The following is a 22156-nucleotide window of genomic DNA, read 5'->3' on the forward strand; positions in this document are numbered from 1 at the left end:
GTGCCTTACGCTCCAGCGCGTCGACCACCAGGTCCCCGAGCATTTTGCCGCCGATCGTCGGCCCATCCTCATCAAGCATTCCCGGCGAGGTCTGGATTGCCGCTTTTCGCGTCAGGAAATCGTGTTGAATAGCTCGCCCACCAATGGACGCGCAACGAAACCATCCGGGCCGATCGACAGATCACCGCCGACTGTGGTGCGATGGACGATCCGCTGCTCTTTCAGATGCGGCCCATCGACTGGTCCGAAATGGCTCGTCGAACGATTGTCCCACACCGCAATGGAACCGGGCGCCCAGCGGAAGCGCACCTGGTAGTCTGCATGCCCGCTGAGTTCCTCGTTGAGATAATCCAGTAGCGCGGCGCTTTCACTGGGCTGCAATCCGTCGATCGCCTTGATGAAGCCGGTGCTAAGGAACAGCGCCTTGCGGCCAGTTTCGGGGTGAATCCTGACCAACGGATGCAACGATGCAAACGGCCCGGGCGCTCGGCCATCATAACGCGGCGGCCGAGGCAATCCGTTCGCGGCATCATCACGCACGTGGATCGCGTGCAGCCCATCGAGGAAGCCCTTCAGCGGCGTCGACAGGCCGTCATACAGCGCCTCCAGATCCGCCCACACCGTATCGCCGCCATACGATGGGATTTCGACGCCACGTAGAATGGTGATCGCGGCGGGATTGGCGACAAAGGTGATATCAGTGTGCCACCCCCTGCCCTTCCGCGAGCGGGATACCGGCCGCAACGGATGGTCCGCGTCCAGGCGGAACGTCGGATATTCCTGGATCCCGCCGAACAGCTTGTTGACCTTGATCTCGGGGCGTTCTTCCAGACCGTTGGTGACGGGATGCGCGGGCGTGACCGCACCAAAATAACGCGTGAAACGAATCTGCTGGTCGTCGTCGATCGACTGGTCACGAAAAAACAGGACCTTGTACTTCAGCAGCGCCTGCCGCAAACGCGAGACGGTTTCTGCATCGAGTTCGTGGCGCAGGTCAATGCCGCTTACATCGGCGCCGATTAGCGCCGTCGTGGGATGGAATCGCAAATCCGAAGTCACGGCTGGCCGGTCCAACGTTAACGACATGTCTTCCTCCTCAGAGTGTGGAGATACATTACGCACGTCTTAGACGCTAATCAACATTAAACACGCTTTTTTTGCGTGTTAAATGTGTTCAACGAAAATTCCAGATGATATGATGCCTCGGCACGAACCATGGGGTATTGCCGTGAACGACGTCGCCTTGCCCGAACTGCGACAGATTTATGATCCGATCGCCAAAGCCGCTGCCGCGCCCGATACGGATCGGATGCATCCGCTGGCTTCGCGCAAGCCCGTCAGGTTAGGTTTCTTTTGATGGACCGGCGCGAACTGCATCTGAACATCAACATTCTTAACGCCGGCTTCCACGCCGCTGCCTGGCGGACGCCATCCAGCGACCCGGCTGCGTTTGTCAATGTCCGGCACTATGTCGAAGTGGCCAAGATCGCCGAGCGGGGCACGTTCGATGCGGTCTTTCTGGCCGACACGCCCAGCTTTGCCGACCGTCCCGACTACCGCCCCTACCAGGCGTTGGAGCCGACCATCGTGCTGGCGACCATCGCCGCCGCGACCGATCGGATCGGCCTGATTGGAACCGCCTCCTCAACCTACAACGATCCATACAATCTGGCACGCCGGTTCGCCACGCTGGATCTGGCAAGCGGCGGCCGGACGGGTTGGAATGTCGTTACGACAGCCGATCCCGGCGCATCACGCAATTTCGGCTTCGACAATGTCACCGCGCACCGTGACCGTTACGAACGGGCTGCGGAATTCTGCCACGTTGTAAAGGCGCTTTGGGACAGTTGGCAGGATGACGCGCTGGTCGGCGACAAGGCTACCGGCCAATTCGTCGATGTCGCCCGCGTGCACCCCATTCAGCACGCCGGGCATCATTTCAAGGTACGGGGTCCGCTAAACGTACCGCGTTCCCCACAAGGCCAGCCCGTGCTGATCCAGGCCGGCGGGTCGGAAGACGGCCGCAACCTGGCCGCGCTACATGCCGAAGCGATCTTCTCGGTCGCCCAGACCGAGGCTGATGGGCTGGAGTTCGCCCGCAACATCCGAACCCGAGCCGAACGTTTCGGCCGCACCGGGCCGATCGTGTTCCTGCCTGGTCTGGCCACAACAATCGGCTCGACGGAGGCCGAGGTGAAGCAGCGGGAACAAGCGCTCTGGGACCTGCTGCCGACTGAATACAGCATTGGACGCATCGCCGGCCTGCTGCAGATCGATCCCGATCGTCTGGAACTCGACAGGCCCTTGCCGGACAATGTGTCGATACCGGAACATGGCATGCAAACCTTCGCTGCCGCCACGCTTCGCGTCGCGCAGCAGGATCGTCTGACGCTGCGGCAATTGCTACGCAAGCTGGGCGGCGGCACAGGTCACCGCTTGCTGACCGGGACACCTGAACAGATCGCCGATGATATCGAGCGATGGTTCCTGTGCGGCGCCGCCGATGGCTTCAACCTGATGCCTGATGTGTTGCCCGAGGGGTTGGAGACGTTCGTCGATCATGTCGTTCCGATATTGCGACGGAAGGGCATCTTCCGCCACCGATACACCGGTCATACTTTACGAGATCATTTCGGTCTTGTCCGGCCCGGCGACAGTCTCGCGGCACAACGGCGCACGATCGCATCAGCAGCTTGAACATCGTTGATAACAGTAACCGGAGCGACAATGAACAGCAAGGATTTGCGTCCATGACCATGGCCGCCAACGCGTGGGGTACTCCGCCCTCGCTGACCTATGACCGCCTCGCCGAACCGTTTCGTCCGATTTTTCAGCGCATCGCCGCAGAGGCCGTACAACGGGACCGCGAACGGCGATTGCCCCATGACCAACTCGCTTGGTTGCGACAAGCCGGCTTCACGGCCCTTCGGATTCCGGTCGAACACGGCGGTCTGGGGGCCACATTGCCCGAGTTGTTCGGCTTATTGTCCGAACTCGCGGAAGCCGACTCCAACCTGACGCAGGCGCTGAGAGCGCATTTCGGCTTTGTCGAAGATCTTCTGAACACCGCGGATACGGCGTGGCGTGACAGGTGGTATCAGCGGATCGTCGCTGGTGAAACGGTTGGCAGCGGCTGGAGCGAGACCGGCAACGAGACGGTCGGCAAGCTGTCGACAACCCTGACCCGGGACGGGGATCACTGGCGGATCAACGGTCAGAAGTTCTACACGACCGGTTCGTATTTTGCCGACTGGATCGGTGCCGGCGCTGTCGACGGCGACGGCGATACCGTTTCGGCCCTGGTTTCCACCAGAGCCGAGGGCGTCGATGTGATCGACGACTGGGACGGCTTCGGCCAGAAGATGACCGGCAGCGGAACAGCGAAATTCGCCGACAGCCCGGTCGACGACGACCAGGTCCGCCCGGCGAGCGAACGGTTCGTGTATCGCATCGCATTCTTCCAGCTTGTCCACCTCGCCACGTTGGCCGGCATCGGACGGGCGGCGGCGAATGAGGTCGCGCAAGCGGTCGCGGAACGGCCACGCACTTATTCGCACGCCGCGGCCGCCGCCTCCCGCCAAGACCCGCAAGTGCTTCAAGTCGTCGGACGGGTGCGCGCCTTAGCCTATGCCGCCGGCGCCATCGTGGCCAAGGCCGCACAGGCCACACAGACCGCCTTCGAAGCAGGACAGGGCACCGACGCGGGCCTGGCCCTGGCTTTGTCCGAGATCGAGGTAGCCCAGGCGCAGGTGGTCGTCCCGCGCCTCATCCTTGACGCAGCGACGATCTTGTTCGATGCGCTCGGTGCGTCGGCCTCGCGCGGCTCCCGAGGATTTGATCGTCACTGGCGAAACGCGCGGACCCTGTCGTCACATAATCCGCTCATCTACAAAGAAAGAATCATCGGTGACTATGCCGTGAACGGCACGCCGCCGCCACTGACGTGGTTCGCCGAAGAGAAGATCGCTGCTGAATAGCGCAACGGAGCCGATCACATGCCACAGTACGACCTACGCTTTGGAATATGGACGCAGGTTTATGGTGCGTCCGGATCCTTCTTCCACCCACAGGATCCGCCGGACGCCTCATGGGAGCGCAACAAGCGCCTTGTGCTGCAGGCAGAATCCCTCGGCTTCGAATCAACGCTGGTCGCCCAACATCTCTTCAATCCCCGCGATGACGAGCGCGATCAGTTGGAGACTTGGACGGCGAGCACGGCACTCGCCGCCGTGACCAGCCGGATCGAGATCATCGCCGCGATCAAGCCATATCTGTTCCATCCGGTGGTGCTGGCCAAGATGGCAAGCCAGATTGAGGAGATCAGTCACGGACGCTTCGCCATCAACCTCGTGAACGCCTGGTTCAAGCCAGAGCTGGAACGAGCAGGTATCGCGTTTGCTGACCATGATGATCGATATGCCTACGGACGGGAATGGATTGAGGTCGTCCGGGCGCTGTTTCGGGGCCATCGGGTCAATTTCGCTGGCAACCATTTCAACATCGAAGACTATCAAATCCGCCCGGTGGGACGGTATCGCGAACGGCCCATCATCTATGCCGGCGGCGAATCGGAACAGGCACAGGCCCTTGCCGCGGATACTGCCGATATCTGGTTCATCAATGGCCAGCCGCCGGATGATGTTCGCCGCCTCATTGGTGCCGTCGCCGCACGTCCCAGGCATGAAACGCCCATTCGTTTCGCCTTGTCGGCCTTCGTCGTTGCACGCGAGACAACCGCCCAGGCCGAGGATGAACTACGCTATCTGTTCAGTCTTTCCCAGCAGGATGCGCCGCTGCGTCAGGCAATGGCGGGCCGAACCGACCCGAAGGCCGTGATGTTCAAGACGTTCGCGCGCAATCCCGCGTTCGGCAGCAATGGCGGCACGGCCGCCGGCCTGGTCGGCAGCTACGACACCGTCGCGGCACGAATCCGGCATTTCGCTGACCTTGGAATTGAAACCTTCATGCTGCAGTTCCAACCCTTCGAGGCTGAAATGGCGCGATTCGCCAATGAGGTTCGTCCCCGCGTCGATCGGCTGACCAAAACCGCTGCTTGAGCTTTATCCGCGCCGGACATTCCAGGAGTAGGTTGCGGTTCCTTCCAACAAGCCCACCAGATCGCTGCGATAAGCCGATCGGATAAAAAATTCCCCGAGCGGAATGCTGGGAACCGTATCGAAAGCCTCAGCCTGGATCGCATTGGTCAGCCGAAGGCGTTCAGGGTCGCTCTTTGCCTGCAACCATTGTGCCGTCGACGCCTCGATTTTCGCGTTTTCATACCAACCGAACCAGCAGGTACTGCGCTGCCCGCGCAACGGCGCGCTGACCGCCGGATTTGCGGTCGATGAGCCGGTCCACCACGTATGAAATACCGACCAACCACCCTTGTCCACCGACTCTCGATTGGTGCGGCGCTGAACCACTGTACCCCAATTGGTCTCGGCAATCTCGACGTTCAGACCGAGCTTGCGAAACAAATCGTAGGTGACGTCACCAAATGGCGCGATGCTGGCAAAATCGGTGGGATTGATGATGACCACCTTCTCTCCATTATAGCCGGACGCGGCGATGTCGGCTTTGGCGCCCTCGATATCCCCCTTGTAGAGCGGGGCGTCTGTTTCCGTGGCATACGGCGTGCCGCAGGGAAACACTGACCGGCATTGGCGATACAGTTCCGGATCGCCGCCTGCGACCGCGGTCAAGTAATCGTCCTGATTGACCGCCTTCAGCACGGCGCGGCGCAATTTCACGCTGTTGAACGGCGCCTGTAAATGGTTGAAGCGCATGTAGCCGATGTTGCCGGTGGGGTCCGAAATTCCCAGCTTTACGTCCGGATCTTTCTTCAGCAACGGCACCAGATCCGCCTGCACCTGCTCCCACCAGTCTACCTCGCCATTCTGCAAGACTGCCGCGGCCGTGGCCGCATCCGGAATGAAACGCCATTCCACCCGTTCCATATGCGCGACCTTGCCACCGGTGGACCAGTCGGGCGGCTCCTGCCGGGGAACGTAGTCGTCAAACTTCGTGTAAGCAATGAAAGCGCCCGAGACATACTCGTCCTTGAGAAATCGATACGGGCCGGGGCCTCGGCCGGTATCGCCGCGGCTTTCAATACACCACTGGCCGGCATCGTATTCGGAATTGAAGAGATGAGCCGAGCCTTCGACGTCGCCTCCAGCGGCTTGCTGATTGTCGGCATCATTGCCGCTGGCCTGACTTCTCTGACTCTGCTCGGCGATTACACTTATTTCGGCACGACTGCGGCGACGCTGCACGTGGCATCCGGATGGCTGCCGCGCCTGTATGCGGTGTCCTTGGCGGGCTGCTCGGGGGTATATTCAGCCGCATCCTGATCGAAGTGGCCGCGGGACTTCCAGGAGCAGTGAGGCGAGCGGTCAGTCGTCATCCAATTCTGTTCGCCCTGGTGTGCGCATTGGACACGGCTGTTTGTGGCCTCGCCTCCGGGGACACGATCTATGGCACCGGCTACGGCCAGGTCAAGGCGCTCCTGGACCATGGCGTGCCTCTGCCGCAGTCCTTTGGTTTGTTGAAGATGATTGCAACGACGCTGGCTTCGATCAGCGGGATCCCGGGCGGGATCTTCTCCCCTTCTCTGGCGGTTGGTGCGGGGATCGGGTTCAACGTCTCAGGCCTTTTTCCCGGGACGCCCGTGGCGGCGGTGGTCCTGCTCGGAACGGTGGCCTACTTCGCAGGCGTGGTTCAGGCGCCAATCACGGCGTTCGTCATCGTCACGGAGATGACCAACGACCACGCAATGGTCATCCCAATGATGACCGCGGCCTTCATCGGCTACGCGACGTCGCGGCTGGTCTTCCCGGAGGGCGTCTATCACGCTCTGTCCTAGAACTTCCTTGCCACCGCGCGCTCGCTAGAAGCCCCTTTGCCCAGCCTAAACTACAACTCTGAGCCTCCTGATGGAGGGCCGGGAGCGCCGTTGCCTCCGCTCGCGAACCTACACGGTTAGGTAACGGGTTTGTCGTAAAGTTGGCCGACTGATTCGCTTGGCTTACGTTTGCCGGGAGCGATTTTGGTGGGCAAGTGGCAATGGTTGAGTTCAAGGGCAGTCACTTCGAACGGGAGGTGATCCTGTGGGCGGCCCGTTTGTATGTGGCGTATCCGATCAGCTACCGTCAGCTTGAGGAAACGATGGCGAATCGCGGCGTTGAGGTTGACCACGCAACCCTCAATCGATGGGTGCTAAAGTACGTTCCGCAGTTGGAGCAGGAATTTCGAGTACGCAAACGCCCGGTAGGGCTCGGCCGGTGAATGGACGAGACCTATGTGAAGATCAAGGGAATCTGAAGCACCTGCATCGGGCCGTCGACAAGGCCGGTGCCACAGCCGATTTTCTGCTGACCGCCAAGCGGGATCGCAACGCAGCGCTAAGGTTCTTACGCAAGGCGATCAAGAGGAATGAAACACCCGAGAAGATCACGATCGGTAAGAGCGGCACCGCCGTCGCGGCGATCGAAAGCCAGAACGCCGAGACTGAGGTGGGTACTCAGGTACGGCCGATGCCAGGGTTCAAGTCCTTCTGGTTTGCCGCGGTAACGCTTGCCGGCATCGAACTCATGCACATGATCCGGAAGGGCCTACTGCTGCCGACAGGCGTGGCGTGCCCGGCTCGGCAATTTTATTCGTTGGCGGGATAAGGGCTGTCATCCCTGCGGAACTCACACGTCCACGACGAAATTTTACGACAGAACCCCGACAACAGTGCATGGTGGGGATTCAAGATTTCGAATACCCCAGGCATGGCGACGACCGCATTGTAGCGCCACCGCGGCGACCGAGATGGTTCGAAGACATCCCTGGCAAATCACGCAGGGCAAGCTTATAGCGCAGGCGCCAGAACACCACGGGGGCGATGACATCGCTGGGATACTGTGTTCGCTTCAATAAGCAAGCACTCCACTCATTGAACTGTTTGCCGCAAGCGCGACAACGAAACCGCCGGCAGCCCTGAGAGTGCGCTCGCGCCGCTCCGAAACGGAAGCCGACCCGCATGCAAATACATTCCATCGGTCCGTCCGACCTTTCCTCATCACGGTCATTTAGCGCTGACGGAAACTAATCGCGACTGTCGAAGTCAAGCCGCGGCAAATTTCGTTGATACGCCGGTCTGACTGGCAGCAATCATCGGCAGAAGAACCGCCGCTGACTGCTGCCGTCTGATCGCCTCTGATCCCAGAGGTGTTATTGTTATACCGTAATTGCAACATTTATCGCTTGAAAGTCGCTGTGACCAGCGCTTTGAGCGGTCGACTTATGAAACACGTGCGGATTGTCCGGTGAATCCCCACCATCGGTGTGCTGCTTGTGCCAGGCAGCGGCCGCCGCGTCGGTCGCCCTTGGGTTATCCGGTGAATCCCCGCCATCGGTGTGCTGCTTGTGCCAGGCGGCGGCCGCCGCGTCGGTCGCCCTTGGATTGTCCGGTGAATCCCCACCATCGGTGTGCTGCTTGTGCCAGGCAGCGGCCGCCGCGTCGGTCGCCCTTGGATTGTCCGGCGAATCCCCACCATCGGTGTGCTGCTTGGCAACCGTGGTTACCCCAGAGGCACCCGAACCAGTTGGGACTTGAGCGAATGCCGGCACCGATGTCAGCAATCCGGCAACCATTCCGATTATCGAGAGTCGGATCGTTTTCATAGCAAATTCCTCAGCAGAGAGTTGATCGTGTCTATTCGCCAGAATCGACTCACGGAGTACGCGTTTGGTTGTTAGCAACGCCCGTCCAATCGGACCCCTTGGGTTTGCCTCTGGCAGCTATAGAGACCGTGGCCAGCCAAGATTTATTCGGCGTCGGCAGGATTTTTTTGCGATGTAGGTATGGGGCTACAAAATTTTTTTGATCGCCGCGAATAAATCGCACCACCGGACGGTCTTGTTCAAATCAGGGTTTCGCGCCCTTCATCCAAGGAGTCATAAACCATGCCGCGACTGACAGTTTGCTTATCCGCGCTCGTGGCGACGCTCTTGTGCGGCGTCCCTCATGCCCGCGGCGACGAGGGCCCGAGCACTCCCGATGTCGTCTTGCAGGATCTTTCCGCGGTCGTCAGCATCTCCGGTTTACGGCCGCCAAGCTCACCTGCCGCTCTGCCGGCTGATGTCAGTTCAGCCACAGGCGCGGCGGCGGGGACCCCGACACGAAATGGCTCCCCAGGACAACCGGCGAAAGCGACAGCACAGCGGAGCACCCGGATTCTCGGTTCCGGCTTCATCATCGATCCAAGCGGGATCATTGTCACCAACAGGCATGTGGTCGAGGGGATGACCAACATCCTTGTCACGCTCGAGGACAACACGCTGCTGCACGCGACGGTGCTCGCCCAGGCAAGCCAGATCGATGTCGCACTGCTCAAAGTCACGCGGGGCCCGCCGCTCCCAGCCGTCCGATTTGGCGACAGCGACGCGGTACGCGTAGCTGACCCCGTGCTTGCAATCGGCAATCCGCTCGGCTTTGAAGGATCGGTCTCGCAGGGCATCGTCAGCGCCCTCAATCGCGATATTCGCGACTCGCCGTTCGACGATTACATCCAGACCGACGCTGCCATCAATCACGGCAATTCCGGTGGCCCCCTGTTCAACATGCGAGGGGAAGTGATCGGCATGGACACCGCGATCTTCGCGGCGGGAACATCTGGTGGCTCGATAGGTCTCGGTTTCGCCATCCCATCGAACGACGTCAAGATTGTCGCTGCTGCTTTGCGAAGTGGCGGCGTCATGAAGGTGGGTACGCTCGACTTCCGTCTTCAGCAGGTCACGCCGGGAATCGCGGATGCATTGAACATGCCGAAAGCCGAAGGCGTGATTGTCGGCGGAACGAAGGAGGGGGGCGCTGCCGCCAAATGCGGTATCATCGCCGGTGACATCATTTTGCGATACGGCGATATGGACGTCAAAGACGTGCGGGCGCTCGCACGGGCCATTGCGCGAACGCCTCCGGGGACTGCTGTCAATCTGCTGGTCTGGCACAACGAGGAACCCAAAGTGGTCGTGGCGACAGTGCAGGAACTTCCGTCTTTGGCATCGCCGCCGCCGGCCCTTCCCGCACCGGCCGCGAACCCCTCCGACCCTGGCTGGACCTTGAGGCCGATCAACGATACCGCACGCCGTACGTTCGGCATCGGCGGTGATCAGAGCGGTGTCGTCGTGACACAGGTCGCCTCGGACGGGACAGCCGCGGACGCGGGGATCAGCGTCGGCGACGTCATCGTCGAGGTCCAGCAGGCAAAAGTCGCTGAACCCAATGATGTGGTTCGGCAGGTGTCACTCGCCCGCGAGCAGCAGCGTCGCTACGTCGCACTGCTCGTGCACAATGCCGACGGGCTGCGCTGGCTCGCCCTGAGCCTGGGTTAGCTTGCGACCCGCGGGCTGGGATCCTCGATCAGACCGCAACGCAACGGTCTCCGCTAGGCCTACGGGCAGCCGGCGATGCCGGTGCTAACGCTGGAGAGCGGTCAATCCGGTTCCGTCAGTGTTCGTGCCGGCAAAAATCGTGGCAAAGCCGAAAATCATCGAATGGGGGCCGTATCATCAGCAACTGAACACCCGTATGGCGGCGCACGACATCGCGGCGATCGCGTCGCTATCCCAGCTTCCACCTCGCAAACCCCGATCACCTGGTCGCATTGGAATCGTAACGAGTCCAGCCGGTTCGCATGCTCCCGCAATCGAAGGCCGGCCGTCCCATGGACCCCCAAGATTATTAAGGGCAGCCTGGGTGCCAGAAAAATCGGGAGTCGTCCAAAATGATCCGCCGCCGCACCTTGCTTTCGGCTGCCGCCGCCTTGCCGCTGCGCAGCGCCTACGGCCAAAGCAGCCACACCATTCGTATCGGCGTACTCACCGACCTCAACGGCCCCAACTCCGCGTCCAATGGCCCTGGTTCGGTGATCGCCACGCAACTCGCCGCGGAAGACTTCATGGCGACGCACCCGGGCATAAAAGTCGAGGTTCTGTCGGCCGACTACCAATCGAAGCCCGATCTTGCCGTGTCGGTCGCGCGCGATTGGTTCGATCGCCAGGGAGTCGACATCGTCTCCAATATCAATAATTCCGCCGCTGCACTGGCGATCGCCAACCTGGTCAAGGAGAAGGATAAGGTCGCGCTGTTCACCAGTCCTGCCAGTTCGGCGCTGACGGGCTCCGCCTGCGGCCCCAACCACGTGCATTGGACCCATGACACCTGGGCGGCCGGCAAAGTCACCGGCGGCGCGCTGGTAGCGCAGGGCGGCGCCAGTTGGTATTTTGTCGCTGCCGATTATGCGTTCGGCCACCAACTCGCGACCGATACCGCTGGGTTCGTCGCCGAGGCGGGCGGCAAAGTGCTGGGTACCGTATTTACCCCATTTCCGGAAACCACCGACTTTTCATCCTTCCTGGTGCAGGCTTCTTCCTCCGGCGCCAAGGTCATTGGCCTCGCGAACAGCGGCATCGACACCGTGAATTGCGTGAAACAGGCGCACGAATTCGGGCTGACCGCGAAAGGCACTCAATTGGCGGCCTTGCTGATGATGCTGCCGGACCTGCACGGCGAGGGCTGGAGACCGCGCAGGGACTGTTCCTGTCTGAAGCATTCTATTGGGACCTGAACGAAGGCACACGCGCCTATGGCAAGCGCTACAGCGCGCGGGCGAACGGCTGGATGCCATCAATGGTCCAGGCGGGTGATTATGCCGCCAACACCCACTGCCTGAAGGCGATTGCGGCACTGGGGATCGAAAACGCGCACAGTGGACGTGCCATTGTGCAGCAGATGAAGGCGATGCCGACCGACGATCCGCTCTTCGGCAAAGGCACCGTCCGGGCCGACGGCCGTGTGCTGCACCCGATGTATCTATTCCAGGTGAAGTCACCCTCCGAGAGTCGCTACGATTGGGACTACTACAAGGTGTTGCGCACGATCGGCGGCGACGAAGCGTTCCGGCCACTTGCTGACGGGCACTGTCCAATCGTGCACACGTGAATGGCTCCGGCGCGGAGGCAGTCCGTCAGTCTCGGCCGCTCTATCGAGCGGAAGCCTATCAGAAGCCGCAGGTAATTTTAGGGGCATTGTCACCTTAACCCAAGGCGGACAGTGTGGGGACCAGGATTATCCGGCGGTGCCGGTTGTGCTGCGTTCTCGGTGCTCGTTTCCTGATGCAGACATTGAAGACGTTCGACCGGAGCTCGTGATGCCAGCGAATGCGAGGTGGCGTCGGCGGAGGCAGAAGTGGCCGTAAATGAGGGCGCAGGCAAGGAGAAAGCCCTGAGCTTGCCGGGACAATTTGAAGTGCTGCATCTGCCGCTCTCGTCGTCATGTCGATCAACGTGAGTCCTCGGCCCGACCATTGAGATACTGGCTGTGTGGATGTTCGACGCCAGGAAGCATTTGACTCTGAGTGACGCTGTAGCTGCGCAACTTGTCGGCCACAGTTGCCCCCCGGCTCATATTGCAAACCCGTCAGCGGCCGCTTGAACATACGCTTGGCCACCTGGGCATCGCGCCGGGCCTGAACCGGTATGTCGAGTACGACGCCATCCTGATCGACGGCGCGCCAGAGGTAATGCTCCACGCTCAGGATGCGGATGAAGACTTCATCCATGTGCCACTTGTCGCCAGTCCGGGGCCGGGGCCGTTGTAGGCGGTCGGCGAAGCTGGCGGCGAATTTCCTACACCAGCGACGGACAGTCTCGTAGGAGGCAGCGACACCGCTTTACGCTCTGTTCGAATTTGGCCGATCATCTCTCCCGTCGGTGGTCAATCGATGGCCGCCTGATCCACCGGCAGGCTGACTTCGTGAATGCGGGCCACGAAATGCAGTGCAACGATCAACAACGACGCAACCACGAAGAAGCCGGACATGGCGACGAAGCCCAGCGTGAAACTGCCGGTCAGTTCTCGCGTCCAGCCAACGATAAACGGGCCGACCAGTCCGCCGCAGTTGCCGACCGAAATGATCATGGCGATGCCCGCCGCCGCCGCCCGCCCGGTCAGGAAGGACGGCGGGATCGCCCAGAACGTGCCGAAGAAACAAAAAATCCCGGTCACACCGATGGTCAACGCAACGAGAGACAACGAGGCCGAAGCGAAGGCAGCACTGGCTGCCAATCCCGCGGCGGCCACCAGTCCGGCACCGGCGACGTGCCATGTGCGTTCCTGCATGCGATCGGAATGACGCCCCCACAGGATCATGCCGATCGACCCGCACAGGAATGGGATGGCAGTAACAAAGCCGACCTGCAGATTGGTCAGGCCAAAGCCCTTGACCAGTTGCGGAATCCAGATGCCGATCCCCTGGTTGCCGACGATGTAGCAGAAATTGATGGCGCACAGCGTGATGACCCTGCCATTGGTCAGCACCTGGGCGACAGTGAAGCTCTGCCGCCGTTCCATCGCTTCGCTTTCGCGTGCCAGCACCCCCTGCAGCCAGTCGCGTTCAGCCCCGGTCAGCCACGCCGCCTGCCCTGGCCGATCGGTCAGCACGAACAGGCACATCACGCCTAGGATGATGGCAGGGCTGCCCTCAATGATGAACAGCCATTGCCAGCCATGCAGGCCCCAAATCCCCTCCATCCCCAGCAGCGCTCCGGAAATCGGTGATCCGATCACCACGCTGATCGGTATTGCCACCAGGAACGCGACCATCGCCTTCGCCCGCCAGACCGCCGGAAACCACAGCGTCAGGTAGTAGACGATGCCCGGCACAAAGCCGGCCTCGGCGACGCCCAGGATGAAGCGCGCCGCATAGAAATTGTAGGCGTTGGTCACCAGGAACGTGCCCATCGACACCAGGCCCCAGGTGATCATGATACGGGCGATCCATATGCGCGCGCCAAAGCGATGCATGGCGAGGTTGCTGGGAATCTCGCAGCAGACGTACCCGGCGGAGAAAATGCCGAACCCCAGCCCCAGTGCGGCGGAGCCCAGGCCGATATCCTTGGCCATGGTCAGCGAGGCGACACCGACATTCACCCTATCCAGCGAACTAACGACGTAGCTACAGAACAGGAATGGAACCAGCCGCCATAATAGCTTGCGGAACAGCGCATCCTGCATAGCCGGTCCGAAGCCGGCGGCCGGCGCTGCGCTCATGTGCCGGTCCCTCGATTGGTCTGCGCCATATCGCGCGCGGCGATCAACCCGAACGTCATCGCGGAGGCAAGCGAAAATCCCGTCTGATAACCAGACCCGGTTTCAGTCCGAGCGGCAGCGTTGCCAATCGCGTACAGCCCGGGGATCGGCATGCCGCGCACATGCAGGACCCGCGCGCGCTGGTCGGCCAGAACGCCTGCCGAGGCCAGCGAGGTCGGATGCAGCTCGATGCCGTAAAACGGCGCCTGCTCGATGGGACCAAGCGTGGCGCCGGGCGCGAATCGGGTCAGGCCGCGCGCCGTCTCGCCGCGATGGAACGCGCTATCGGTACCCTGGCGAGCGTCCGCGTTGAAGCGGTCCACGGTCGCCTGCAACCCGGCCGGGTCAATCCCCAGGGCCTCAGCCACGGCACTCAATGTTGAACCGCTGGCGACCCACGACGGAATGGGCGCACCCGGCTTGCGACCGGCGAAGGAGTGGCCGCGTGCGTACTGGGCATCGAAGATGAGGAAGCAGGGCAGGTTCGGCTGCTCGCGCGTGTCGACATCGAACACACGCAGACTAGGTGCCGCAGCCTGAAAGAAAGTCTCGTCAGTGAAACGGCGTCCATAGCGGTTAACCACCATGGTATGTCTCGCTGTCAGTTCCTGAGTGCCCGACAGGCGGCAGGGTGCGTTGCCGCCGGTCGGCGCATCATCGGGGTTACGGAATCCCATGAACACCGACAGATTATTGCCGATCACCCGCACGGCGGCACCGATCTCGGTGGCCATGACCAGGCCGTCGCCGGTGACGGAATCGGGAAACATCGACTGAAAACCCGGCAAGGCCTCGTAATTGGCGACCAGGTCGGGGTTGGACTCGTAACCGCCGCAGGCGATCGCGACGCCACGCCGAACCTCGATCCGCTCGCCGGCAGTGGTGACTACGCCGGTGACGCGGCCGTTTTCAGTGGTCAGGCGCTCGACCGCGGCGCCGGTACGGATCCCGACACCCCGAGCCGCCGCAAGCCGCACGAACCAGGCGACCAGACCGGCGCCGAAACCACGCAAATCTTGCCCCTCATGCTCTGTCAACAGCGTCTCGTCCCAGGCGGCCAAGTTGTTCGGCCCTCCGAGTTTCATCATTGCGTTGCCGCTATGGCGGAACAACCGGCCAGCCGGCAGCAACACGCGATCCCGGTATTCACCCAGATCGGCACCAGCGATCGGTGGCGTGTCGACGATCCGGCCGCCGGCCTTCGCGCCGGGCGCCATGCCGTAATGGTCGATGCGCTGCGTCAACTGAAACGGGATTCCACACGCTTCGAAGAATTTCAGCGCTTCCGGCGCCTCCTCAACGAAAGTCCGCATGCGGCCAGCATCGAGCCCGCCCGCACCGACATAACGCAGGTAATCGATCACCTCCGCCGGACTGTCGCTGCCGCCGGCCGCGGCGTTGAGGTGATTGGCCCCGACCCAAAGCGCACCGGCCGAAATCGCAGTCCCACCACCGAGTTTCTCGGCCTTTTCCAGCACCAGGCAGGACAGCCCGAGTTCGGCGGATGCGACAGCGCATGCCATGCCGGCGGCCCCCGATCCGATCACCACGACATCATATTTTTCGTTTTCCGGCATGTGTTTCCCCCAGCGTTTCGACCGCGACGCTTTAGCGCGGAAGGTAATTCGTGGTGCAGTTCTGATGGTTCAGCGCCTGGAAAAACCGCGATTCCGGCGCGATCAACGACGCCGGCACATGGCGATTTGCGACCATTACCTGATGACCTTCCGCAATGAACACAGACGAGCCGAAATCCACCAGCCAGGACTGCAAATCATCAAACCGCTCGCGCTTACGATCGCGGTCGCACTCGCACAGCAACGCACCAAACCGCTCGACCGCACCCGGGTTCTTCTTCCACCTGGGACGCCAGTTACCGACATTCGTCGGGCCGCCCGGCAGCGGGAACACCGGGTTCATCGCGGCATAATCGTGCGCCAGATCGTAGAACGGTTCAGACAGATTGTGAGCGCATTCGGTGCGTAGAAACAACGGTGGCAGCCAACCATCCGGCATGCCGTTGATGTCGCGCATCACCAGTTCGATGCCGGCCTGACGCCAGGCCGCCGCGATGATCTCCGCGATCCGTACGTTGTACGGCCGGCGTGGATCGACGTAGAAATCGCTCGCCAGGCCGCTGCCAAATCCCGCCTCCTTCAGCAGCGTCCGGGCCTTGGCAATGTCTTGGTCAAAGCGCCAACCGGCACCGGAATACCATTGGCTAAACCCCTTCACCGGGCTACGCCACGGCCGAGCCTGGCCCAACATGCCGTCGGCCATGATCTGCTCGACCGGGGTTGCGAAGGCCAGCGCCTGGCGGACCCGCGCATCGTCGAATGGTGCGGCAGTGAAATCGATCTCCACCGAGTTATGCCCCGCCCAGGTCCGCAGCACGGTCAGGTCGTCACGCTTCAGCAACGCCACCGCCTCATCAGGCATCAGGCCGGCCAACACCACGGGCCGATTCTCATCCAGCATACGGATCGCTTCGGCGCGTGAGCCTACCTTTTGCACCTCGACCGCACCCGCCTCTGGCGCCCCCATCCAGTACTCGTTGCGGCCGGAGAAGCACAACCGATCGGCATCCATGGACGTCAGCTCATAAGCACCAAAACCAGCGACATGGCTATTCAGCCACTCAATACCCCAAGGATCCTCTGCCGAACTGCCGGCTTGGATTGCTGTCGAATCGACCATGTTGGGCGACACGGAAATCAGCCAGTTGGGAAAATGCGGATACGGACTGCGCAGGTGAAACCGCAACCGATGCCGGTCGAGGATCTCCACCTGGGTCACACCGACCACCTCGCGCCAGCGCCAGCACGCCATGACGCCCTGTGCGGTGACTTTTTCGAACACCCAGGCGATGTCCTCGGCACACCATTCGTTGCCGGCATGGCTGCGGATGCCGGGACGCAGGCTTACGATCCAGTCGCCGTTCGCCTGCTCCTCCCACGCGGTCGCAAGCCGCGGCTGCATCATGTCATAGCGCGGCTCCATCACGCCGTCGCGTCCCGTGGATACGCCCGGTGCTGCCAGCGAGTCGTAGCTGAGTGCCAAATTCATATATAGATCGGGCGCAAAGATGTAGTTGGGATCGTCGTTATCCAGCTTCTGGCGGATCGTGCCAACTGGAACGATCACGGGCTGTGTGCTCATGGATGGGTAGCCTTGATGTGTGTATTGGATCCGGGTCCGCGGACGTTGGCAGAGATCCCTGGGCGTTCGTTGACGACCGTGAATCTATCGGCATTTCGCCGGATTGGCCAATAGCGGGCGGCACGACGCTGACATTGCACTGAACGGCGACATAGGACGCGCTTCGCCGCAAGCGCCTGGTGCGACGCACCACAGTAGGCGAGGTGCGGACAGAACCTGTCCGACGAGATGCTGTGCGAGCGGTGACTGAAGAACCCCTATTACCAGTTGCTCCGCGGCGAGGACTTCTTCTGCTACAGGCTGCCGTTCGATCGGTCCTCGATGACCGGCTGGCGCCCGCGCAAACCCAATATCGATGCGCCGCGTCAGTCGGTCGCGTTCTCCGCGATCCGCAGGATCTCCGACGTGTCTCGAATAGTAAGATGCTGATTGTGGCTCGTCAGCAGCCGCGCTTTTTCCCAGCCTGTCAGGATGCGGCTGGCGGTGTGAAGCGTCGTGCCGGCAATGTCAGCCAGATCTCTTCGCCGCAACGGGAACCCGATTACCGTGCCATCGACGGTGCTGTGCCCGGCTTGGCGCGCGAGCCGCAGTAACGCGTGGGCGACGCGCCGCTCCGCACGCTGCGTGGCGAGTTCGCGAACGCGGTCTTGCGCCTCCTGCAGGCGCTTGCCGATGATAAGGATAACGTTAATGGCGATTTGCGGATAGCGGGCCATTAGCCTCATCAGTTCGTCCTCGCTCCAACTCGCTTCCGTGGTCTCGGCGAGGGTGATGGCGTCGGCCGGATAGCGTTTGTCTGTGAAGAGCGCGACCGTCCCGAACATCTCGGCAGGGCCGATGAAGCGGATCACGACCTGGGCGCCGTCGCTGCCTGATTGAGTTATCCGGACGCTACCTTCGATGACGGCGTGAGCGCGAACGTTGTCATCGCCCTGGTTGAAGATGCACATATCCTTGGGCACGCGACGCACGCGCGCGCAGGTCGCCGCCGTTTCGAGGGCGGCGGGCGGCAGTTCCCGAAATAGGTCCATCGCAGCCAGTGTTTGCGGAGGCATCTGGGCATCTCTGATCATGTGGAGACCTTACCCGCTGATCTGGAATAAGAGCAGCAGTTTGCTCCAGCGCAAACACATCGGGTCAGCAGCGTCGTAAATTTCTTTGGAAAAGCTGGAGGCAAACCTATGGAATCGCGGGTTCGCAGTGCCAAAGCGGGTGATCCTCTCCCTTTGGGGCGGGTGCGGGATGATGGATGACGTCATTGTCGCCCGCTCGTTGCATGTGCTGGCCGTCGTAATCTGGATCGGCGGCGTCGCGATGGCGACGACGGTGGCGCTGCCGGCGGTTCGCCATGGCGATCTTGGGTCCGACAAGTTCCAAGCTTTTCAGGCCTTCGAACATCGCTTCGCCTGGCAGGCTCGCACGGCAATTGTCTTGGTCGGGTTGACCGGCTTCTACATGACGTGGCGGCTCGATCTGTGGGATCGCTTCCGCACCGTCGGCTTCTGGTGGATGCACGCGATGGTCTGCTTGTGGCTGTTGTTCGCCTTCGTCCTGTTCATCGCCGAGCCATTCATTCTGCACCGCCGTTTCCGCCTCTGGGCGACAGCGCAGCCGGAGGTCGCCTTCGCCCGGCTGCACCGGGCGCACTGGTTGCTGCTGGCGCTGAGCGTGGTGACGATCCTGGGCGCGGTGGCAGGCAGCCAGGGATGGTCGATCTTTTGAATACCGGCCACGAGTGGCCGGCCGGCAAATGCGTGGGGAGAGCGGACCATGGATTTTGAGCAAGGGCTGACATCATGACGCTGACTGCGGCGCATATCGACCCGCCGGTCGAAGATCCCGTCAGCAACGTTCTCAAATGGGTGCTGCTCGTCGTCGCCATCGCCACGTTTGGTCTGCTTGCCTGGGCGACGGTGGAGACTTACCGCACAGCACCACCGCAGCCGGAGCGCTTCGTCGCCACGGACGGGACCGTGCTGATGACGGACGACGACATCGTGGCCGGCAAAGGCGGCTTCCAGAAAGCCGACCTGATGGATTACGGCAGCCTCTACGGCATGGGCTCCTATTATGGCGAGGACTACACCGCCTCGACCCTGGTGCGGCTGGGCACGGAGACGCAGAACAATGTCGCCATGGCGACTACCAGGAAGGCGTTCGCGGTACTCACCACGGACCAGCAGACCGCGGCGACCACGGTCATGCAGCACGATCTGCAGAGCATTGATCTGACGAAGACAGAAGTGGTGCTGCCGCCGCCCGTAGCGGCCGCCATCGTCAGTGTGCGCGATGATCTCGCCAAGTCGCTCAACGTCGCCAATCCTCCTGCGGGCTGGACGCCGGCCTACAGCCTGAACCCGCAACTCGCGCGCCAGACCGCGGATTTCCTAGTATTTTCCGCGCTTACGACAGTCGCCCGGCGGCCGGGCGTAACCTGGTCCTGGACGGAGAACTGGCCCTTTGAACCGCTGGTCGGCAACACCCCCACCACCAACACCTTCCGGTGGACCTGGATCAGCTTCTGCTTCACCTTCTTCGCCTTTGGCGTGGTGCTGTTCATCTACGAATTCTTCCTGAACAACCCCGACGCCGCGCCGATGGATCCGGTGCTGGCGACTTTCCGGCCGCTGACGCCGAGCCAGAAGCGGATTGGCAAATATTTTCTTGTCGTCGCCGCGTTGCTGCTGGTCCAGATCCTGGCCGGCACGATCATGGCGCACTCCTATTATGATCGAACGAGCTTCTACGGCATCGCGATCAACGACCTCCTACCCTTCAACTTCTTGCGCGACGTCCATATCCAGGCGCCGATCGTCTGGATCGGCCTGTCGTGGATCGGGGCGGCGCTATTTCTCGCCCCCGCCATCGCCGGCGGCCAGGAAGCGAAAGGCCAGCACTGGCTGGTGGATTTCCTGTTCTGGGTGACGCTGCTGGTCGTGGCGGGTGCGCTGATCGGCGACTATCTCGGCATCATGGGGGTAATCGACCAGAACTGGTTCTGGTTCGGCAACCAGGGTCTCTCCTACATCCAGCTCGGGCGCTTCTGGCAGATCGGATTCTTCATCGGTTTGGCGCTGTGGAGCCTGCTGGTGATGCGCGCGCTGTGGCCGGGCACGGCGCTTTGGCGCACGGCGGCGGGCCAGTTCTGGACCGGGCGCATCCGCATGGAGCACCTGATCTGGGCTTCCACCATCAATATTGCTGTCCTCTACGTGTTCGGCATGATCCCGCTCACCGGCATCGAGAAGTCTTTCACGCTCACCGACTTCTGGCGCTGGTGGGTGGTCCATCTCTGGGTCGAGCAGTCCTTCGAGTTCTTCGCCGCCGCCATGAGCGCCTATCTCCTGATGTCTGTTGGCTTGGTTTCCCGCAAGCTCGCCGAACGGGCGACCTATTTCGAGATCATCTTGATTTTCCTCGGCGGCGTCATCGGCACCGGCCATCACCTTTATTGGGCCGGCGGTCCCAGCATGTGGGTGCCGATGGGGAGCATGTTCTCCTTCATCGAGGTGTTGCCGCTGGTGCTGCTGATCATCGAGGCGATCAATCACTACCGCCTCATCAAGGCGCATCAGGAGTTCAAATACCGGCTGGCCTACACTTATGTCATCGGGGCGGCGTTCTGGAATTTCGTCGGCGCCGGCGTGTTCGGCGGCGGCACGCTCAATGCGCCGCTGGTGAACTACTACGAGCACGGCACCTTCCTGACGCTCAACCATGCCCATACCGCGCTGTTCGGCGCGTTTGGCGAACTGGCGATCGGGCTGATCTACTTCTGCCTGCGGTACATCGCCGCCGATCGGCAGCGCTTCAGCGAGAAGGTCGGGCTGTGGGCCTTCTGGCTCTACAATGGCGGGCTGGTGCTGTGGATACTGCTCAACTTCTTCCCGATCGGTTGGGCGCAGCTCGACGCCGTCTATGAGCATGGCCTTGCCTACGCCCGCAGCAGCACCTTCTACGACACGACCCTGTTTTGGCAGTGGATGCGGCTGCCGGGCGATGTGCTGTTTGCGGTCGGCGCGTTGCTGATGGCGTGGGACTTTATCGTCAAGCTGCGCCCGCTCTATCCGCAGGCGGTCGATCGTCTGATCTTCCGCAAGCCGCTGCTGTCGGCTTCGGAACCGGCGGAATGACAATGACCAGCCGCACGCTCGATATCCGGCCGATGTCAAAGCGATGGGGAAGCTTCACCTCAAATCGGCGCATAGTGCTCAATGTGGACCTGGTGCGGGCCAGTCCGCGATTGATCGACTACGTGATTTGCCACGAACTGGCGCATGCCTTTTATCCAGACCACGGCGAGGGCTGGCGCAACCTCCTCGACACTGTGATGCCTGATTGGATGACCCGAAAGGCGGAATTGGAAAGTTCGTTGCGTTGAGATGGCTGTCGGACCACTATCATCGAGCGGTTGCCAGATTCTCTGCGGCTGGTCCTGCCGATGCGCCTAGCAAGCGGGAGTGCTGAACGATGAGCTTCGTATCCGCCTCGCAGCCGGCGCGGGGGAAGCGCCCGGGGAAGCAAAATCACCCTTACTTTGGCCTTCGGGGAAGCCCGACGACGCCCAGCGCAAGCCTTCGCCCTGCTGCGCGGCCGTTTTCATCACACCCTCCGGCGCGGGCGGAAAACCGGGCTTTAGGGACTGCATACATGCCGAAGGTAGCCGAAAACCCGCTACTTCCTGCTTTCTACTGCTTCCCCGGCTTTCGTGCCGGGGACGGGGAAGCAGAATCGGCCCCGAAGGACCACTCCTGATCCCTTGATTTCATTTAGAAAATCGGGAGCGGGCGAAGGGATTCGAACCCTCGACCCCAACCTTGGCAAGGTTGTGCTGCAGCCCTCCGCAAACTGGGTGGCGCC

18 protein-coding genes, 1 tRNA gene and 2 pseudogenes are annotated in these 22156 nt (G+C 61.6%); 12 read left to right on the forward strand and 9 right to left on the reverse strand.

The annotated features are described in order from the left end of the window. Positions 1 to 111: 111 nt before the first annotated feature. Positions 112 to 1086, reverse strand: coding sequence for a TauD/TfdA family dioxygenase (locus GSQ89_RS25325; protein ID WP_158930486.1), 975 nt, complete (start codon positions 1084 to 1086; stop codon positions 112 to 114). A 142-nt stretch (positions 1087 to 1228) separates the two neighbouring features. Between GSQ89_RS25325 and GSQ89_RS39810 the strand changes: the two genes are divergently transcribed. Genes GSQ89_RS39810 through GSQ89_RS25340 form a run of 4 tightly spaced genes read left to right on the forward strand, consistent with a single transcriptional unit; the run spans position 1229 to position 5057 of the window. Beyond that, a complete protein-coding gene (locus GSQ89_RS39810) occupies positions 1229 to 1357 on the forward strand; it encodes a hypothetical protein (protein ID WP_256367343.1) in 129 nt (42 codons plus the stop codon). Further along, entirely contained in the window at positions 1357 to 2697 is a 1341-nt protein-coding gene (locus tag GSQ89_RS25330; protein ID WP_158930488.1) for an LLM class flavin-dependent oxidoreductase, read from the forward strand. The genes GSQ89_RS39810 and GSQ89_RS25330 overlap by 1 nt, the downstream gene beginning before the upstream one ends. Before the next feature lie 53 nt (positions 2698 to 2750). Then, positions 2751 to 3977: an acyl-CoA dehydrogenase family protein gene (locus tag GSQ89_RS25335; protein WP_158930490.1), complete on the forward strand. Its 1227-nt coding sequence runs from the start codon at positions 2751 to 2753 to the stop codon at positions 3975 to 3977. A gap of 18 nt (positions 3978 to 3995) precedes the next feature. Continuing rightward, positions 3996 to 5057: an LLM class flavin-dependent oxidoreductase gene (locus GSQ89_RS25340; protein ID WP_158930492.1), complete on the forward strand. Its 1062-nt coding sequence runs from the start codon at positions 3996 to 3998 to the stop codon at positions 5055 to 5057. Positions 5058 to 5060: 3 nt separating this feature from the next. Here GSQ89_RS25340 and GSQ89_RS38710 read toward each other — a convergent pair whose 3' ends face one another. After that, positions 5061 to 6113: an ABC transporter substrate-binding protein gene (locus tag GSQ89_RS38710; protein ID WP_371734291.1), complete on the reverse strand. Its 1053-nt coding sequence runs from the start codon at positions 6111 to 6113 to the stop codon at positions 5061 to 5063. A gap of 15 nt (positions 6114 to 6128) precedes the next feature. On the opposite strand from GSQ89_RS38710, the gene GSQ89_RS40255 reads away from it, so the two are divergent. The 3 genes and pseudogenes from GSQ89_RS40255 (at position 6129) to GSQ89_RS25355 (ending at position 7673) form a co-directional block, all read left to right on the forward strand. Then, the gene (locus GSQ89_RS40255; protein WP_371734292.1) at positions 6129 to 6353 is read left to right on the forward strand and encodes a chloride channel protein; all 225 of its coding nucleotides are present in this window, start codon (positions 6129 to 6131) and stop codon (positions 6351 to 6353) included. Next, on the forward strand, positions 6287 to 6865 hold the full coding sequence (locus GSQ89_RS38715; RefSeq protein WP_216856388.1) for a chloride channel protein: 579 nt from the start codon (positions 6287 to 6289) through the stop codon (positions 6863 to 6865). The genes GSQ89_RS40255 and GSQ89_RS38715 overlap by 67 nt, the downstream gene beginning before the upstream one ends. A gap of 200 nt (positions 6866 to 7065) precedes the next feature. Further along, positions 7066 to 7673 (forward strand): annotated as a pseudogene (locus tag GSQ89_RS25355) (IS6 family transposase). 550 nt (positions 7674 to 8223) lie between these two features. On the opposite strand, the gene GSQ89_RS25360 reads toward GSQ89_RS25355, so the two are convergent. Beyond that, on the reverse strand, positions 8224 to 8670 hold the full coding sequence (locus tag GSQ89_RS25360) for a hypothetical protein (RefSeq protein WP_158930496.1): 447 nt from the start codon (positions 8668 to 8670) through the stop codon (positions 8224 to 8226). A gap of 282 nt (positions 8671 to 8952) precedes the next feature. Here GSQ89_RS25360 and GSQ89_RS25365 point away from each other — a divergent pair, with 282 nt between their 5' ends. Both GSQ89_RS25365 and GSQ89_RS25370 read left to right on the forward strand, forming a co-directional pair. Next, positions 8953 to 10380 (forward strand): trypsin-like peptidase domain-containing protein, encoded by a 1428-nt coding sequence (locus GSQ89_RS25365; protein WP_158930498.1) that lies wholly within the window; start codon positions 8953 to 8955, stop codon positions 10378 to 10380. A 392-nt stretch (positions 10381 to 10772) separates the two neighbouring features. Continuing rightward, positions 10773 to 11989, forward strand: a pseudogene (locus GSQ89_RS25370) (ABC transporter substrate-binding protein). Positions 11990 to 12083: 94 nt separating this feature from the next. On the opposite strand, the gene GSQ89_RS40260 reads toward GSQ89_RS25370, so the two are convergent. The 5 genes from GSQ89_RS40260 to GSQ89_RS25395 all read right to left on the reverse strand — a co-directional run bounded on the left by GSQ89_RS40260 (position 12084) and on the right by GSQ89_RS25395 (position 18369). Continuing rightward, the gene (locus GSQ89_RS40260) at positions 12084 to 12608 is read right to left on the reverse strand and encodes a DDE-type integrase/transposase/recombinase (RefSeq protein ID WP_158930500.1); all 525 of its coding nucleotides are present in this window, start codon (positions 12606 to 12608) and stop codon (positions 12084 to 12086) included. 155 nt (positions 12609 to 12763) lie between these two features. Continuing rightward, the gene (locus GSQ89_RS25380; protein ID WP_158930502.1) at positions 12764 to 14098 is read right to left on the reverse strand and encodes an MFS transporter; all 1335 of its coding nucleotides are present in this window, start codon (positions 14096 to 14098) and stop codon (positions 12764 to 12766) included. Further along, complete coding sequence (locus GSQ89_RS25385; protein ID WP_158930504.1) at positions 14095 to 15714, reverse strand: FAD-dependent oxidoreductase; 1620 nt, start codon at positions 15712 to 15714, stop codon at positions 14095 to 14097. The genes GSQ89_RS25380 and GSQ89_RS25385 overlap by 4 nt, the downstream gene beginning before the upstream one ends. A gap of 31 nt (positions 15715 to 15745) precedes the next feature. Beyond that, positions 15746 to 17296 (reverse strand): ABC transporter substrate-binding protein, encoded by a 1551-nt coding sequence (locus tag GSQ89_RS25390; RefSeq protein WP_158930506.1) that lies wholly within the window; start codon positions 17294 to 17296, stop codon positions 15746 to 15748. A 365-nt stretch (positions 17297 to 17661) separates the two neighbouring features. After that, entirely contained in the window at positions 17662 to 18369 is a 708-nt protein-coding gene (locus tag GSQ89_RS25395; protein ID WP_158930508.1) for a Crp/Fnr family transcriptional regulator, read from the reverse strand. Between the two features lie 172 nt (positions 18370 to 18541). On the opposite strand from GSQ89_RS25395, the gene GSQ89_RS25400 reads away from it, so the two are divergent. The 3 genes from GSQ89_RS25400 to GSQ89_RS25410 all read left to right on the forward strand — a co-directional run bounded on the left by GSQ89_RS25400 (position 18542) and on the right by GSQ89_RS25410 (position 21677). Beyond that, positions 18542 to 19018, forward strand: a complete 477-nt coding sequence (locus tag GSQ89_RS25400) for a hypothetical protein (RefSeq protein WP_158930510.1) — start codon at positions 18542 to 18544, stop codon at positions 19016 to 19018. Positions 19019 to 19092: 74 nt separating this feature from the next. Then, a complete protein-coding gene (locus GSQ89_RS25405) occupies positions 19093 to 21429 on the forward strand; it encodes a nitric-oxide reductase large subunit (RefSeq protein ID WP_158930512.1) in 2337 nt (778 codons plus the stop codon). Positions 21430 to 21431: 2 nt separating this feature from the next. Then, positions 21432 to 21677: a M48 family metallopeptidase gene (locus GSQ89_RS25410; RefSeq protein ID WP_158930514.1), complete on the forward strand. Its 246-nt coding sequence runs from the start codon at positions 21432 to 21434 to the stop codon at positions 21675 to 21677. Between the two features lie 401 nt (positions 21678 to 22078). Here GSQ89_RS25410 and GSQ89_RS25415 read toward each other — a convergent pair. Beyond that, positions 22079 to 22141, reverse strand: a tRNA-Gly gene (locus GSQ89_RS25415). Between the last annotated feature and the right edge of the window lie 15 nt (positions 22142 to 22156).

Source organism: Acidisphaera sp. S103, assembly GCF_009765975.1.
In the GTDB taxonomy this organism is placed as follows: domain Bacteria; phylum Pseudomonadota; class Alphaproteobacteria; order Acetobacterales; family Acetobacteraceae; genus Rhodopila.